The sequence below is a fragment of the Alcaligenes faecalis genome (assembly GCF_002443155.1).
GTDB lineage: Bacteria > Pseudomonadota > Gammaproteobacteria > Burkholderiales > Burkholderiaceae_B > Alcaligenes > Alcaligenes faecalis.
The window spans coordinates 234971-250076 of record NZ_CP023667.1; the positions used below are offsets into that span (position 1 = coordinate 234971).

A 15106-nucleotide genomic window follows, 5' to 3' on the forward strand; every position below is an offset into this window, starting at 1 on the left:
TACCCGTGTAAAAACCTTCAGGTCATGGGTGTTGGTAGGCCTTGAGCACATCATCAATAATCAGCTTGAGCGAGGTGACACTGGCAGCCGTCACATACCAGGCTTCGGCATTGGCAAACACCACGCGGCCGTTTTTCCAGGCTTGGGTTTCACGCAGCAGCGGGTTGCTCAGGCTGTCGGCATCCAGGGCAGGGCGGCGCTCCATCACGGCAGTGCGGTCGATCACGTAAATAATGTCCGGGTTGGCTTCCTGGATGAACTCGCTGGACACAGGGTGTCCGTGCAGGCCGGTTTCTACCGTTGGGCTGGCAGGCTGTACGCCTAGCGCATTGAAGACAAAACCGTAGCGGGACTGCACCCCGAAGGAGCTGAACGAGCCGTTGTTATGCAGAACAATCAGGGCTTTTTCGGGACGATCCTGGGTGATTTGTTTGGCTTGGGCGACTTTGGCCTCCAGCTCGGCCACTTTTTGTTTGGCCAGCTCTTCTTTCTTGAAAATCGAGCCCAGAGTCAGCAGGTGATTCTTGATGACTTCAATGTGGTTGACCTGGCTGTCGCGGTAATCCACATCAAAGTGAATGGTGGGGGCGATCTGGCTGAGTTCCTTGTAGTGATTGGCTTGCAAGGAGGTGATCAGAATCAGGTCCGGCTTGGCGGCGTAAACCTGCTCCACATTGGGCTGCACAATCGCGCCGGTGTCCTGGATTTCAGGGACGTTTTTATATTTTTCCAGAAAGGTCGGGATGAAGTCTTTGGGCATGCCTACAACCGGGACTCCCAAGGCATCCAGAAAATCCACTTCGTTCATGTCCAGCGCTACGACGCGTTGCGGCAGTTTTTCTATGCGCGTGGAGCCCAGTTTGTGCTCGACCACGATGGGTTCATAGCGGGCACTGGTTTCAGGGTTGACGGCGGCTTGCGGTGCCGGAGTTTCCGCCGCTGCCTGGCTCTTTTTCTCGCAGCCTTGCAAGGCAAAGCTGGCGGCCACAAACAGGGCTATCAGCCCGTATCTGTGTTTGGCGATCATGCTAGTTCTCCTGATGGGGTGAAGTAATTGCACAGGCGGCCACGTTCGCTGTGCGTAATCTCGAAATCCAGGCCATAAAGTTCGGCCAGCCGTGCTTCGGTGACGACCTCGGACACCGGGCCTGCGCAGTACAGGGCCCCGTTTTTCATGGCCACAATGTGATCGGAATAGTTGGCGGCAAAGTTGATGTCATGCACCACCAGAATCACGGTGCGGCCGTACTCGTCACAGAGCCGTCGCAAGGCGCGCATGATCTGCACGGCGTGCTTGATGTCCAGATTGTTCAGCGGCTCGTCCAGCAGCAAATAATCCGTTTGCTGGGCAATGGTCATGGCCAGAAAAGCCATCTGTCGCTGGCCGCCGCTCAGCTCGTCCAGATAGGACTGGCGCAAGGGTTCCAGCGATAGAAACTGAATAGCTTCGGAGATGGCTTGTTGGTCTGCATCCGTCAGCGCGCCCCGGCTATAGGGGAAGCGACCAAAAGCGACCAGTTCTTCTACGGTCAGGCGCAGATTGAAATCAGGAGATTGGCGTAGGGTGGCAACCCGGCGTGCATAGTCGGCAATGCGTATGTCGGCAATGTTGCGGCCGTCCAGCTGGATTTGGCCTTCGTCGGCTTCCAGCAGGCGGGCAATGCTCATCAATAAGGTGGTTTTACCGGCCCCATTGGGGCCGATCAGGGAGCTGAGCTGTCCGGTAGGAAACTGCGTGCTGACATTGGAAAGCACGGTCTTGTTCTTGTAGTGTTTGGAGAGCTGATTGATCGTAATCATGCTGTGCCTCGGGTACGAACCATCAGTCCCAGGAAGTACGCGCCACACACCAGGTTGACGAGTATCCCGACGGTCGTGCGGTAATTGAAAATGTGTTCCACCGCTATTTGCGCCAGTAAAAACATGACGATGGCAATGGCGCAGCCCAGGGGCAGCGTGATTCTGTGTCGGAAGCTGCGGGCCAGCGCATAGCTGGTGTTGGCCACGAAAATTCCCATGAAGGCAGTGGGCCCGAGCAGGCTGGTGGAAATGGCGACCAGGGCAGCAATCAGGGCCAGCTGGATGCGCACGGTACGGCGGTAATCGACCCCCAAAGAAATGGCTTGCTCGCGGCCCAGAGACAGCACGTCCAGCGTGGGCAAGCTGCGCAGGCTGCCCAGGCAAATGCCACCCACCAGAATCGCGGAAATCAGCAGTTGCAAAGGCTCGACCCGGTTAAAGGACGCCTGGCTGAAGCCCAGCAGAATGGAGAACTCGCCGGGGCTGATTTTCAGCTGCACAAACTGGGTGAAGGTGCTGATGATCATGGTCAGTACCAGCCCCATCAACAGCAGGAAGTACACATTGTTCTTGCCCTGGCGAAACAGCCAGTGATGGATTGCCAGTGAGTAAGCCAGCATCAGCACAATGGACAGCACCACATTGCCATTGGCCCCCAGCATCACCAGGCTTTGTGTACCCAAGAGCAAGATCAGCAGGGACTGGAACAGCAGGTAAACCGCTTCGTATCCCATGATGGCGGGCGTCAGAATCCGGTTGCCGGTAATGGTCTGGAAAATAATCGAGGACCAGGCAATGCAGATGCCGCCAATGACCATGGCTGCCAAGCGGTTCAGGCGTTTGGGGATGATGTAGTCGAAGTCCAGGCCGGAGCGATAGAACACAAAGCTCAGTGCCAGCACCAGCAGTAGTATCCAGACCAGATGTTGCCGTTTCATCGGTTCCTCCAGAAGATCAGGAACAGAAACAGCACGCCACCCACGCCACCGGCGGTCAGGCCGATGGGGACTTCAAACGGGTAGATAATGAGGCGGCCCAGAATGTCGCAAGCCAGCAGCAGGCAGGCACCGCCCAGCGCCACAATGGGCAAGGTACGGCCCAGGTTGTCGCCATAGCGCAGCGCCACCAGATTGGGGATGACCAGACCAATAAAGGGAATGGCCCCTACGGTAATGACAGTGGCCGAGACGGTAACCGCGACCAGTATCAAGCCCAGGGCGACGGTGGCTGAATAGTTCAGCCCCAGGCTGGTGGCCATGCCTTCGCCCATGCCCAGAACGGTAAAGCGATGCGCGTACAGATAGGTGAGCAGCACAATGGGCAGAATCAGATAAATGATCTCGTAATTGCCCTGCACGATCTTGGAGAAGTCGCCCAGCATCCAGCCCTGCATACTTTGCAAAATCTGGTGCTGATAGGCATAAAACTCGGCAATCGCGCTGAGCACGCCGCCGTACATCAGACCAATCACCGGCACCAGCACGGTGTTCTTGAAGCGGATACGGCGCACCACGGCGATGAAGATCAGGCTGGAGGCAAAGCAGAACAAGAGGGCAAACAGCAGCTTGCCCAGAGTGCCGCTGCTGGGAGCCAGAGTCAGGGCGATCAGAATGCCCAGCTTGGCGGCATCCAGCCCGCCCGAGGTGGCTGGCTCCACAAATTTATTGCGCACAATGTGCTGCAAGATCACCCCGCAGACGGACAGGCCTATGCCGCTCAAGATCAGCGCCGCCAGACGGGGCAGTCGGCTGGCGGTCAGTGTCAGCCAGGCATCGCCTGAAAAGCTCCATAACTGTGCCCAGCTGATTTGCCGTGCGCCTATCAACAAGGACAGGCTGCACAACATCAGGAACAACAGCACAAAAGATCTAGCTCGCATCACACACCGTTATCTTGGGCTGCGGTGGCAATACGCCAGCCTTTGGCGGCATGACGCTGGTTCAGGAAGTGGGCATAACGGCCCTGGCTTTCGCGTAGTTGGGCCGGTGGGCCTTGTTCGATGATCTGACCGTTTTCCAGCACCACAATTTGATCGGCCATGGCGACGGTAGAGAGCTGGTGGGCAATCACGATCAGGGTGCGCTTGCCACGCAGACGAGCCAGGGCCTGGGCAATGGCAGCCTGGTTTTCGGCATCCAGTGCGGCAGTGGCTTCGTCCACCAGCAAAATGGGGGCGTTCTTGATCAGGGCGCGGGCAATGGCGATACGTTGACGCTCGCCACCGGACAGGCGGGCCCCGCCTTCGCCTACCGTGGTGTGCAAACCTTCTGGCAGACGGGCGATGATTTCGTTGACACCGGCTTGTTCCACCGCTTCCATCAGTTCGGCCTCGGTTGCATCCGGTTTGCCCAGGCGGATGTTCTCGGCAATGCTGCCTGCGAACAGATAATCGTCCTGGAAAATCTGGCTGATTTGCGTAGCTAATACCGGGCTGCTGATCTGGCGTACGTCCACGCCACCGATGAAGACACTACCCTGGTTGACATCAAAGAAGCGGGCAATCAGCCGGGCCAGGGTAGTTTTGCCCGAGCCGGACTCCCCGATCAGGGCCACCATGCTGCCTGCCGCAATGTGCAGGCTGACGTCGTTCAGTACATCGGCTTTGTCGGCGGCATAGCGGAAATGCACATTGTTCAGCGCAATCGAGCCGTCGCTTGGGGTTTGGGGCGAGGCGGGTTCGGGCAGGGGCTGGACGGCAAACAGTTCCTGAATTGCATCCAGCTGGCCGCGTGCACCGCGCAGCACTTCCCCGTAGCTGGCCACTTCCAGCAAAGAGTCGATGTAGCGTGCGGTCAGCAGCAAGGACACGATGACGGCGATGACTTCTGCACTGCTCATGCCCAGGCCCGTATGGCTGTTTAGCCAAAGCGTGGCGACAATCAGCAAGGCAGCGAAGGCTGCTTGCACTGCCCAGGCATTCAGCACCGCCGAGGCCGTGGATTGCCAGATCAGTTTCTTGCCTGCCTGATGCTGGCGCTCGATCGCTTCTTCCAGCAGGCGTGTACCACCACCTTCGCCATTGAAAGCACGCAGCACGGATTGGGCTTGGGCAAACTCCACCACACGCTGGCTGGCATGGGCGAAATGAGCCTGGAAGGCATCATCGGCCTTGCGTCCCAAATGGGCGGTCAGGGCCAGCACAGCGGCCAGCAAAGGCAGCACGATCAGGGCAATCAGGCCCAGCGGCCAATGCAAAATGAATAAGGCCACAACCAGCACGATAGGCGTCACAATCCCGGCGATCAGCGGGGTGAAAACGTGCGCTGGCAATTGGGCCACAGACATCATGCCTTGGGTGACGACATGGCCCAGGCGCGCCGTGTTTTGGGCGGAGAACCAGCCTACCGGCAGTTGGGCGATATGTTCGCCCAGACGATGACGGCCACCTTGCAGGATGGCGGCGCCCACATTCACACCGGCTTGCTCCACATGGCGACGCCATGCCCAGCAAACAGCCACGCCTAGCAGCAAGACCAGCAGCCAGCCGCCCGCCTGTTTGGGTTCGCCATTGAGCAGGTGAGTGAAAACGGGGACCAGGGTGGTCATGGTCAGGCCGCACAGCAGGCCGTATAGAACAGCCATCCAGCTATAGCGACGGAAAATGGGGGCATCCGTACCCAGCAACTGAATCAGGGTCTTTAGCATGATGTGTCCTTGGAACTGTTGTCGTAGCCACCCAGGGTCCAGAGCCGTGCGTAACGGCCTTGTTCGGCCAGCAGGCTGGCGTGATTGCCTTGCTCCACAATGGCGCCGTTTTCCAGTACCAGAATGCGGTCGGCGTGCATGATGGTGTCCAGACGGTGAGCAATGACCAGCAAGGTACGACCTTGGGCAAAGCGCGAAAGGGCATCCTGAATGGCCACTTCATTGCTGGCGTCGGCAGCGGCGGTGGCTTCGTCCAGCACCAGAATCGGCGGGTCCAGCAGAACAGCGCGTGCAATGCTGACGCGTTGCCGTTCGCCACCGGATAGTTGGGCATCTTCACCCACGACAGAGTCGTAGCCATGAGGCAGGCTCAAGATACGGTCATGAATATTGGCGGCGCGGGCGGCGTCTTCAATCTCTTGCTGACTGGCCGAGGGGCGGCCCAGCGCAATGTTCTCGCGCACGCTGGCATTGATCAGGCGCACTTCCTGCAGCACAAAACCAATGCGGCGGTACAACTCAGTGGATTCGATTTGGCGCAGATCTGCACCGCCCAGGGTGATACGGCCTTCGCTGGGATCAAAAAAGCGCAATAGCAGGCGAGCGATGGTGGATTTGCCAGAACCGGAGGAACCCACAATTGCGGTGACCGTGCCCGGTTCCAGGGTGAAGCTGATATTGCTCAGTGCCTGGTGGCCTTCGCCATAGGCATAGCTGACGTTTTCGACCCGCACTTCCTGATTTGCCGGGACTTGTTGCTGATCGACGGTCAGCGTTTCCAGCACGGGTGTTTTCATCAAGGCTTGCACGTGCTGCGCGGCACCTGTTGCCCCGCCCAGGTCGTGCAGCAAGGTGTGCAGCAAAAGCAGAGGTGCACAAATACCGGGGGCTACCAGGGCGAAGGGCAGAATATCTACGGGCGCCATCCAGTCCAGATAGCTGAACAGGGCACCGAAGATCAGCACGACACCCAGAACGGTGACAGGGGCGATCATGGCGTGTGCGTGGGCCATGCGGGCGACCAGCGGGCGGGCAAAGTTCAGAAAGGCGTCGGCAAAGCCGTCCACGGCCTTGCTATAGCCGCCATGTGCCTGCCCGCTGGAACCAAAGGCTTTGACCACAGGAATGCCGCTGACAAATTCCACCGTGGCACTGTTCAGGCGGCCCAGTTTTTCAACAAAGCCCTGCATATTGGCGCTGCTGGCCTTCATGGCGTGGTGCAGGAACAGGAAGAAGCCGGGGAAGGGCAGCAACGCCACAATGGCCATGCGCCAGTCCATGAAAAACAGGTACAGCACGGAGATCGCAATGGCACCAAGGGCGCGGCCTACCGAGGTGTAAAAGTGCGCGGTCAGGCTGTGCAGGGTGGCGATGTCATCCTGCATGGCTTGTTTCACTTCGCCTGAAGCCTGGCCGGTAAACCAGCCCAGCGGCACTTTGGCCAATCGTTGGGCAGCGCTCAGACGCAGGCCGCGTGTCAGTTGGTTGTCGGCCAGATGGGCCAGCAGCTCGCCTGCCGAGATCAGGGCCAGGCCTGCAAACATGCTGACGATGCTGAACAGCACCGTCCAGCCTATATCGCCTTGCAGTTCGCCAGACGGGGTATTGCCTAAAGCCAGCGTGGCGATGTGGGCGATTCCGGCCAAGGGCACCAGGGTAAGCATGGAACCCAAAGCCGCCAGAACGGCGGCAACAATCAGGCGCGAGCGTATGGAGCTGAGGATCTGGCTGATGGGGCCAGGCTCTTTACGCGCGTCCGTAGCAGTTTCACGAGTGGTCATGAGCGTTACATACCCAGAAATTCAAAGTAAGAGACATGATTTCTGCGGGGTGTGGATGAGTGTCTAGGTGGGTGGCGGCTCAGATCCGACACCTTCATTGCTTATCCAAAAGCCGTGGAAATCGGCTCTTCACTATAAGGTATTGAGAATCATTATCGATAATGTAATCTAAATTTTGAATTAGTGGAACCTATTAAACTAAATAGGAAAAGCGACAGAATAGTTTTGTGTTGTGGCTGTCACAGCACGCAAAAAAAACAGGCCCGCCAAGTCAAACTTGGAGGGCCTGCTGGTTTGCATGAAGCGAGGTTTATGGAAGGACGAGGTTGCGCTGCAAGCAAAGGAATGGCGTGCAGCCTGTGAGTGCTTTCAAGAAGAGGCGGTTTTTAGTCGTGCTTGCCGCCGCAGCACACACTCCACCATTTGCGGCGCGAAGTGTGGCCGATACCAGGGTTGAAGGTGTTGGTCGGGTCCAGCTCGCGGTAAAAACCGGCCAGGGCAGGTTTGGCGATATACAGGTGGCCTACATTGTGCTCGGCCGGGTACTCGGCACGGCGTTCATCCAGCAGCTTCCACATGCGGTGTTCCATATCCAGAGGAACCACGCCTTTTTTGACGATGTAGTCCTGGTGGAACACGTGGCACAGGAAGTGGCCGTAGTAGAGCTTGTGGACGATGTCTTTTTCCATATCGTCCGGCAGTTGCTCCACCCATTCCTTGTCGTTGCGGCGCAAGGCAATGTCCAGAGCCACAATATCTTCCACGCTGTCGGGGTGGGCCTCGCGGTAGCGGATGGCGGCACCAGCAATGGCAAAGCGGTGCAGAAAGGCTTTGCGGCCTTCTTCGGCATCGCACTCGAAATAGGCCCCTTGCTGGCTGCCTTCAAATTGCTGACTTAGAAATTCGCGCGTGGCCTGGGCGGTGTCGTTGGAGACACGCAGCAACAGGTGGTGCTCGAAACGGTCACGCCATTCACGCATACGCGGCGGCAGGTGACTGGGCAGGCGGTTCATGATTGCCTGGATGACGCGATCGGTGACGCCACGCCAGCCAAAGCGTTCAAAAAAGCCATCGACACGGCTTTTCATTGCAAAGGCGGACGGCACTTTAGCCGTACCAAAACGGTCGATCAGCAAGAAGGTGTCTTTGCCGTACTGCTCGCCAATATCGTAGGCGGTACGGTGGATGTACTCACCCGCAATCGGCAGGCGGGGCAGATCCGTCAGCAGGTGGCGGCGCACGGCAGTCAGCTCATCCGGGTCATTGGTGCCGATGTAGAAAACGGTACTGGCTTCTTTGGGGAAGGTATCCAGACGCACGGCAAAAATGCACAGCTTGCCTGCCGAGCCGGAGGCTTCATACAGGCGTGAAGGGTCGGCATTGAAACGGGCCGGGGTCTGGGCATCCACGTCGCGCACATCTTCGGCGTAGCGCGGGTCGCTGGCCTTGCGTTCCGGGTCGTTGACGATATCCGCCACACTGTACTTGCCTTGCTCCAGGCGGCTCAGAATTTCTTCGGGGGTATCCCCCAGATTGATGCCCAGGTGATTGACCAGTTGCAGGGTGCCATCGTCCAGCACTTGCGCGTACAGCGTCAATTCCGTGTAGGCCGGGCCGCGTCGCACCAGTGCACCGCCGGAGTTGTTGCAGACACCGCCCAGCACAGACGCGCCGATACACGAGGAGCCAATTACCGAATGGGGTTCACGCTCCAGCGGGGCCAGGGTCTGTTCCAGACGGTCCAGCGTGGCACCGGGCAGGCAGACAACCTGCTCGCCATCGTTGATGACCTGTATGCCTTGCAGACGCATGGTGTTCATCAGCACGATGTCACGGTCGTAGTCGTCACCGTCGGGGGTGGAGCCACCCGTCAGGCCGGTGTTGGCGGCTTGCATGATCACGATGCAATCGGCAGCGACAGCGGCTTGCAGGCTGCGCCATTGTTCCAGCAGCGTTCCGGGCCGTACGACGGCCAGCACCTTGCCTTCACCCGTACGGTGGCCCTTGCGGTAACGACGCGTGCTGCGGTCGTCCGTCAGGACATGAGGGTTGCCGACAATCGAGCGCAGTTGCTGCAACAAATCCGCAGCGCTGGTGGAAACTGACATGGTCAAGACTCCTGTACAAGCAGGTCAGAGGTGATCTGGGAAATACTGCTGACGCTGGTCAGCGTCATGGCGACCCGAATTTCTTTTTCAATCAGGTCCAGCAGGTGGTCCACGCCAGACTGTCCGGCGGCGGCCAGTGCATAAATGTAGGCGCGGCCCAGCATGGCAGCGTCGGCACCCAGGGCAATCATGCGCACCACGTCCAGGCCGCTGCGGATACCGGAGTCCGCCAGAATCTTGATCTGGCCTTTGACGGCATCGGCAATGGCGGGCAGGGCACGGGCCGAGGACAGGACGCCATCCAGCTGGCGGCCACCGTGGTTGGAGACGATGATGCCATCGGCACCAAAGCGCACGGCATCGCGCGCGTCATCGGGGTCCAGAATGCCTTTGATCAGCATGGGGCCTTTCCAGAACTCGCGTATCCACTCCAGATCTTTCCAGGAAATGGAGGGGTCAAAGTTCGCGCCCAGATAGCCCATATAGTCTTCCAGGCCGGTTGGCTTGCCCAGGTAGCGCGAGATATTGCCCAGATCATGCGGACGGCCCAGCAGACCGACATCCCAGGCCCAGCGCGGGTGCATGACAGCCTGGGCATAGCGGCGCAGGGCGGCGTTGGGGCCGCTCATGCCGGAATGGGCATCACGGTAACGCGCGCCGGGTACGGGCATGTCCACCGTAAAGACCAGGGCGCTGCAGCCAGCGGCTTGCGCACGTTCCAGTGCGTTGCGCATGAAACCACGGTCTTTGAGCACATACAGCTGAAACCACATGGGCCGTTTCAGGCGCGGGGCCACTTCCTCGATCGGGCAGACCGACACGCTGGACATGGTGAAGGGAATGCCGTGCGCATCCGCCGCCTGAGCCGCCTGAACTTCACCTCGACGCGCGTACATGCCGGTCAGGCCTACCGGGGACAGGGCCACCGGAATGGACAGCTTTTCACCAAACAGTTCAATGCTGGTGTCCAGCTGGCTCATGTCTTTCAGCACTCGCTGGCGCAGGGCGACATTGGCCAGATCATCCACATTGCGGCGCAGGGTGTGCTCGGCATAGGCACCACCGTCAATGTAGTGGAACAGGAAAGGAGGCAGTCGTTTTTGGGCGGCACGCCGGTAGTCGGTCGAGGAGGAAATAATCATGGCAGGGCGGAGTCCGTTAAGGTCGAGGGCAGTATCTGCAAGCGCGCGGCACGTTCGCGGCGAGCAAGATCTTCGTCGGCCTGAAGAAGGGTGTTGCGTACGTAACCAAGGTGCTCGTTCACGACGCTGCGGGCACGGGCAGCATCGCCATCAATAATGGCTTTGACCAGGGCCTCGTGCTGCGCAGTCAGATGCGTGATGGTTTCCGGCGAGTCGTGCACAAACATGATGATGTCCCGGTTCTGGGTCACGCTGCTGAGCACCAGGTCGAACAGTCCTCGCATGACCTGAACCAGCACCAGGTTATGAGAGGCCTCGGCAACGGCCAGGTGAAACTGGGCATCGGCACGGGCGGATTGCTCGGTATCGCCACTTTGCTGGTAGCGAATCATTTGCTCGAAGCACTGCAGAATCTTGTCTTTGTCGTCGGGCGAGGCGCGCAGGGCGGCGTGCCAGGTGGTGCTGCTCTCCAGAGCAATGCGCGCTTCCAGAACATCGTAGCGGTACTGGGGATCGGATAGCATCAGTGCGGCCAAGGGATCAACAGAGCGCTGAGTCCATTGGGGAGTCTGAGAGGTCAGGTATGTGCCCGAGCCGACCTGACTGCGCAAAATACCCTGGCTGGTCAGTTGCTGAATGGCTTCACGCAGCGAGGCGCGAGACACATTCAATTGTGCGGCCAAGGTGCGTTCGGCAGGCAGACGTTGCCCGGCCTGGTAGTCGCTGGATTGAATCAGCGCCAGCAGTTGTTGGGCGACATGATCAGAGAGGCGCATAGTTCTTGAAGGTACTGAAAAGATAAATCAGCAAGGCGCGAGTCTGCGCGCCTTGCTGATGAAGGATGAGGGTAGGCCCTTAGGGGATCATCCAAGGTAACACATAGGCTTGCAGGGTAGTCAGCAGGCCGATCATGACGGCAAAGATCAGGCTGTGCTTCACGGTAAAGCGGAACAGATCGGACTCTTTGCCAGCCAGCCCCACTGCCGCGCAAGCAATGGCAATGGATTGGGGCGAGATCATCTTGCCGGTGACGCCACCGGTGGTATTGGCCGCCACCATCAGCACCTCAGGCAGACCCAACTGCTGGGCGGTCGTGGCTTGCAAAGCAGCGAACAGGGCGTTGGCAGACGTGTCGGAACCGGTCAGGAACACACCAATCCAGCCCAGGAACGGTGAGAAGAAAGTGAAGGCTTTGCCGGTGTGGGCCAGGGCCAGCGCCAAGGTGGCGGACAGGCCAGAGTAGTTGGCGATAAAGGCAAAGGCCAGCACCATACCGATCGAATAGATAGGGACAGCCAGTTCCTTGAAGGTTTCACCCAGGGTCTCGACGGCTTTTGCGGGCTTCATGCGCAAGAAGATAATCGTGAGCAAGGCGGCAATCAGAATGGCAGTGCCGGTAGCTGACAGCCAGTTAAAGGCGTAGACCGCGCCATAGGGCGTGGCCGAGGCGACCACGGGTGGCGCTTTTTCGACCAGATTGTGCAGGAAGGGCACGGGAATGTTCACGATGGTCGAAGCCAACGGGCCATTGGCAGCAAACAGCACTTTGAAGGGCTGCACACTCCAGATCGTGACCATGGCGGTCAGGATGATGAAGGGCGACCAGGCTTTGAGGATGCGGCCTGTGGTCAGTGCTGCGGGGGCCTGTTCGGCAGTCTTGTCCTGGGCGGGCGTACCCTCTTGTGTCTCAAAGCGGAAGATGCGCTTGGGCTGCCATACTTTCAGGAACAGGGTCAGCACCACCAGGGAAACCAGGGCCGAGGTAATGTCCGGCAGTTCGGGGCCAATATAGTTCGCGGTCAGGAACTGAACCAGGGCGAAGGAACCACCGCCGACCAGAACTGCAGGCCAGGTTTCCTTGATACCGCGCCAGCCGTCCATGATGGCCATCAGCCAGAACAGCACGATGATGGTCATGAAGGGCAGTTGGCGACCGGCCATCTGGCCGATTTCAAAGGGATCAATACCCGATACTTGACCGGCCACAATGATAGGAATACCCATGGCACCGAAAGCAACCGGCGCCGTGTTTGCAATCAGGCACAGACCGGCAGCGTACAAGGGACGGAAACCCAGACCAGCCAGCAAGGCAGCGGTAATTGCGACGGGTGCGCCAAAACCGGCCGCCCCTTCCAGGAAGGCACCAAAGCAGAAACCAACCAGAATCAGCTGCAGGCGCTGGTCAGGCGTGACGGACAGGATAGAGGCGCGAATAACGTCGAACTGACCTGTCTTGACCGAGATCTTGTACAGAAAAACGGCCGCCACAATGATCCAGGCAATGGGCCACAGACCATAGAAAAAGCCATATACAACCGAGGCCAGCGCCGCGGAAACCGGCATGCGATAGAAGAACAGGGCAACGCCCAGAGCCAGCAGCACCGTAATCGTGCCAGCCAGATAGCCCTTCATGCGCAACTTGGTCAGGGCCAGGAAAAAAAAGATGATCGGAATGAGGGCGATCAGTGCCGACAGCCAGATATTGCCGGTGGGATCGTATTGCTGCAGCCACGCTTGTTGCATGTTTGTTCTATCTCCGCAGGAGCAAAGGGGAGGCGCTTGTATTGCAAGCGAACCTGAAGGTCGTTAAATTGGTCTGACCATTTCTTGAGATCGTCAAGAGCAGAGCGCATTGTATCCACGGGTTTATTTGCTTGAATCTCAGTGTTTACCCTAATGTTTCAAGTCTAAATTGGCTTTTTTGATTAATAATTGGTCAGACCAATTTAGTCGGCGTAGAGGGAAATTGGGTTACGCTGTAGCCCGTTTATGGAAATGTCGTACTGCTTGAAAATCGTATCGGGCAAGTTTGCAAAAAACGATATTGAGAAGCATTATCGTTGTTGTAAACTAGGTTTCTGATTTGTAGAGTCTCATCAACTAAATAAGAGGTAGCGGCCAAGGAGACCGTGTGGCTGCTCCCCAAAAGGGTCAGAGTAGATATGCAAACCCCTCAGGCGTCCGCGCCACGTGGACGTCCTCCCACCATTACCCGAGCACGGATTGCGGATGCCGGCATTCAGATCGGCCTGCCCAATATCACCTTCGTGGGGGTGGCTGCTGCCTTGGGTGTCAGCCAGATGGCGCTATACAAGCATGTGGGCAATCTGGAAGGGCTGAAACAACTGGTGGCTGAAGAGATCTTCAGCCGCTGGCAAGTGCCGCGGGCGACAACCCCGGTTCAAGGCAGCCTGGAGGATTACTTGCAGCTGTTCAGTGCTGCAACACAAGCCTTTGTGAAAGCCAATCCGGGCATCACGCCTTATGTGATACGCAGGCTGGTGGCGACCCCTTCCATGCTGGACAAGATTCGGGAGCATCAAGAGCACATCGCCCAGGCGTATGGCGTGTCGTTTGAGCGCTCGCGTTACTTGATGGGCACGGTAGCCTTTCACTGTCTGGCCGTTGCCGATACCGTGTATGCCGTCGCAGGCCGTGAGCCACGCGCGGCGGTGGAGCGGGTCGTGGAAGAGATCGAGATGGAAAGCATATTGCAATTGGGCATGACAGCCCTTATTCAAGGAGCTTTAGCAATGAACGAGCAAGAGATTTCTGCCGGCGTTTCCACTCAGTTTTTAGATACTTCCGCTTTGCCCATGGCACGGCTTCACGAGTTTCCCTTGACCCTGGAACAGGCCACGCAGTGGCTGGACGATATGGAAACCCTGATCAAGGCAGAAAAGGAATTCGTACTGGTTTACGAAAACCTGCCTGATCCTTCTACCCCCGGCGATCCGGAAGGGCGCAAGAAAGCGGTGCTGTGGTTGAAAGCGCATCGTGAAGGCTTTGGCCGTTATTGTCGTGGCATGGTGATGATGTGCGAAGATCCTGCGCAACTGCCTGTCTTGCAGGAGATGGTGGGGCCTTTGGAAAAAGTCTATCGCGTACCGGGTGGCGTGGCGTCCAGTCCGGAGGAACTGCGCACATTTATTCAGAAATGGGTGTCGCCTGAGCAATAAGCAAACCGTAGTGTTGGCCTGAGGTTCTTGTACCTCGGGTTTTCAAGCCGCTGCCTGTCTTTGCAAGGACACAGCGGCTTTGTTGATTCTTGGGTCTGGCTGTGTAGTGGCTGACGATGGGGTTCATCAGAACAATCCTGTTGTGCGGGTCGTAGGCGTTTTCCCGTCTAGCTTCATGCGGGCATTGGCATGACAATGACTTTATTGTCATAACAATGGCAAATCACCACAGGAGCCACTACGTGAAAGATCCACATTGTCATTCCAGCAGCATCCTGGTTGAGCGACCCGCGCATATTGCGTTTGAAATCATGTCGGATGGCATCCAGCAAGGTCAGTGGGCCTGGGGCAGCGCCAATCGCACCGAGGTGGAGCCAGGCCTGTTCAAGGGGACATCGGTTTTTAGCGGTCAGGAAACCTATGTGCGCCTGAATGTGGATGCCGAGCGTTTCCTGGTGGATTACGAGGTAGGCGCCAGCAAGGATGGCATGCAGTTTCGGAACATGTCGCGTGTCATTCCGGGGGAAATACTCAAGCTGGGTGCGGACAAATGTGTGGTGAGCTTGCTGACCTGGAGGCTGGCAACACAAAGCGATGCCGCATGGGAGCAAATCTCTTGTGTGCACGAAGCCGAAATGTTCCTGATCAAGGGTTTGCTGGAACGCGAGTAA

At 58.0% G+C, this 15106-nt stretch carries 12 protein-coding genes; 2 read left to right on the forward strand and 10 right to left on the reverse strand.

Annotation, left to right across the window (positions count from 1 at the left end):
- Positions 1-22: 22 nt before the first annotated feature.
- The 10 genes from CPY64_RS01090 to lldP all read right to left on the reverse strand — a co-directional run bounded on the left by CPY64_RS01090 (position 23) and on the right by lldP (position 12999).
- A complete protein-coding gene (locus CPY64_RS01090) occupies positions 23-1027 on the reverse strand; it encodes a siderophore ABC transporter substrate-binding protein (RefSeq protein ID WP_042482669.1) in 1005 nt (334 codons plus the stop codon).
- Entirely contained in the window at positions 1024-1800 is a 777-nt protein-coding gene (locus tag CPY64_RS01095) for an iron ABC transporter ATP-binding protein (protein WP_042482672.1), read from the reverse strand. The genes CPY64_RS01090 and CPY64_RS01095 overlap by 4 nt, the downstream gene beginning before the upstream one ends.
- Complete coding sequence (locus tag CPY64_RS01100) at positions 1797-2738, reverse strand: iron chelate uptake ABC transporter family permease subunit (protein ID WP_042482675.1); 942 nt, start codon at positions 2736-2738, stop codon at positions 1797-1799. Before CPY64_RS01100 ends, CPY64_RS01095 begins: the two co-directional genes overlap by 4 nt.
- The gene (locus CPY64_RS01105; protein ID WP_042482678.1) at positions 2735-3679 is read right to left on the reverse strand and encodes an ABC transporter permease; all 945 of its coding nucleotides are present in this window, start codon (positions 3677-3679) and stop codon (positions 2735-2737) included. Before CPY64_RS01105 ends, CPY64_RS01100 begins: the two co-directional genes overlap by 4 nt.
- Entirely contained in the window at positions 3679-5445 is a 1767-nt protein-coding gene (locus CPY64_RS01110; RefSeq protein ID WP_042482681.1) for an ABC transporter ATP-binding protein, read from the reverse strand. The genes CPY64_RS01105 and CPY64_RS01110 overlap by 1 nt, the downstream gene beginning before the upstream one ends.
- Positions 5439-7226 carry an ABC transporter ATP-binding protein gene (locus tag CPY64_RS01115; RefSeq protein ID WP_042482684.1) on the reverse strand — a complete coding sequence of 596 codons (1788 nt, stop codon included), beginning with the start codon at positions 7224-7226 and terminating at the stop codon, positions 5439-5441. Before CPY64_RS01115 ends, CPY64_RS01110 begins: the two co-directional genes overlap by 7 nt.
- 386 nt (positions 7227-7612) lie before the next feature.
- The gene (gene dld, locus CPY64_RS01120; RefSeq protein ID WP_042482687.1) at positions 7613-9334 is read right to left on the reverse strand and encodes a D-lactate dehydrogenase; all 1722 of its coding nucleotides are present in this window, start codon (positions 9332-9334) and stop codon (positions 7613-7615) included.
- Positions 9335-9336: 2 nt separating this feature from the next.
- Entirely contained in the window at positions 9337-10476 is a 1140-nt protein-coding gene (lldD, locus tag CPY64_RS01125) for an FMN-dependent L-lactate dehydrogenase LldD (protein WP_042482690.1), read from the reverse strand.
- Entirely contained in the window at positions 10473-11252 is a 780-nt protein-coding gene (gene lldR / locus CPY64_RS01130) for a transcriptional regulator LldR (RefSeq protein WP_042482692.1), read from the reverse strand. The genes lldD and lldR overlap by 4 nt, the downstream gene beginning before the upstream one ends.
- Before the next feature lie 79 nt (positions 11253-11331).
- Positions 11332-12999 (reverse strand): L-lactate permease, encoded by a 1668-nt coding sequence (gene lldP / locus CPY64_RS01135; protein WP_042482695.1) that lies wholly within the window; start codon positions 12997-12999, stop codon positions 11332-11334.
- Between the two features lie 419 nt (positions 13000-13418).
- Here lldP and CPY64_RS19155 point away from each other — a divergent pair, with 419 nt between their 5' ends.
- Both CPY64_RS19155 and CPY64_RS01145 read left to right on the forward strand, forming a co-directional pair.
- Complete coding sequence (locus CPY64_RS19155) at positions 13419-14435, forward strand: TetR/AcrR family transcriptional regulator (protein ID WP_069833390.1); 1017 nt, start codon at positions 13419-13421, stop codon at positions 14433-14435.
- Positions 14436-14677: 242 nt separating this feature from the next.
- Positions 14678-15106, forward strand: a complete 429-nt coding sequence (locus CPY64_RS01145; protein ID WP_042482699.1) for a hypothetical protein — start codon at positions 14678-14680, stop codon at positions 15104-15106.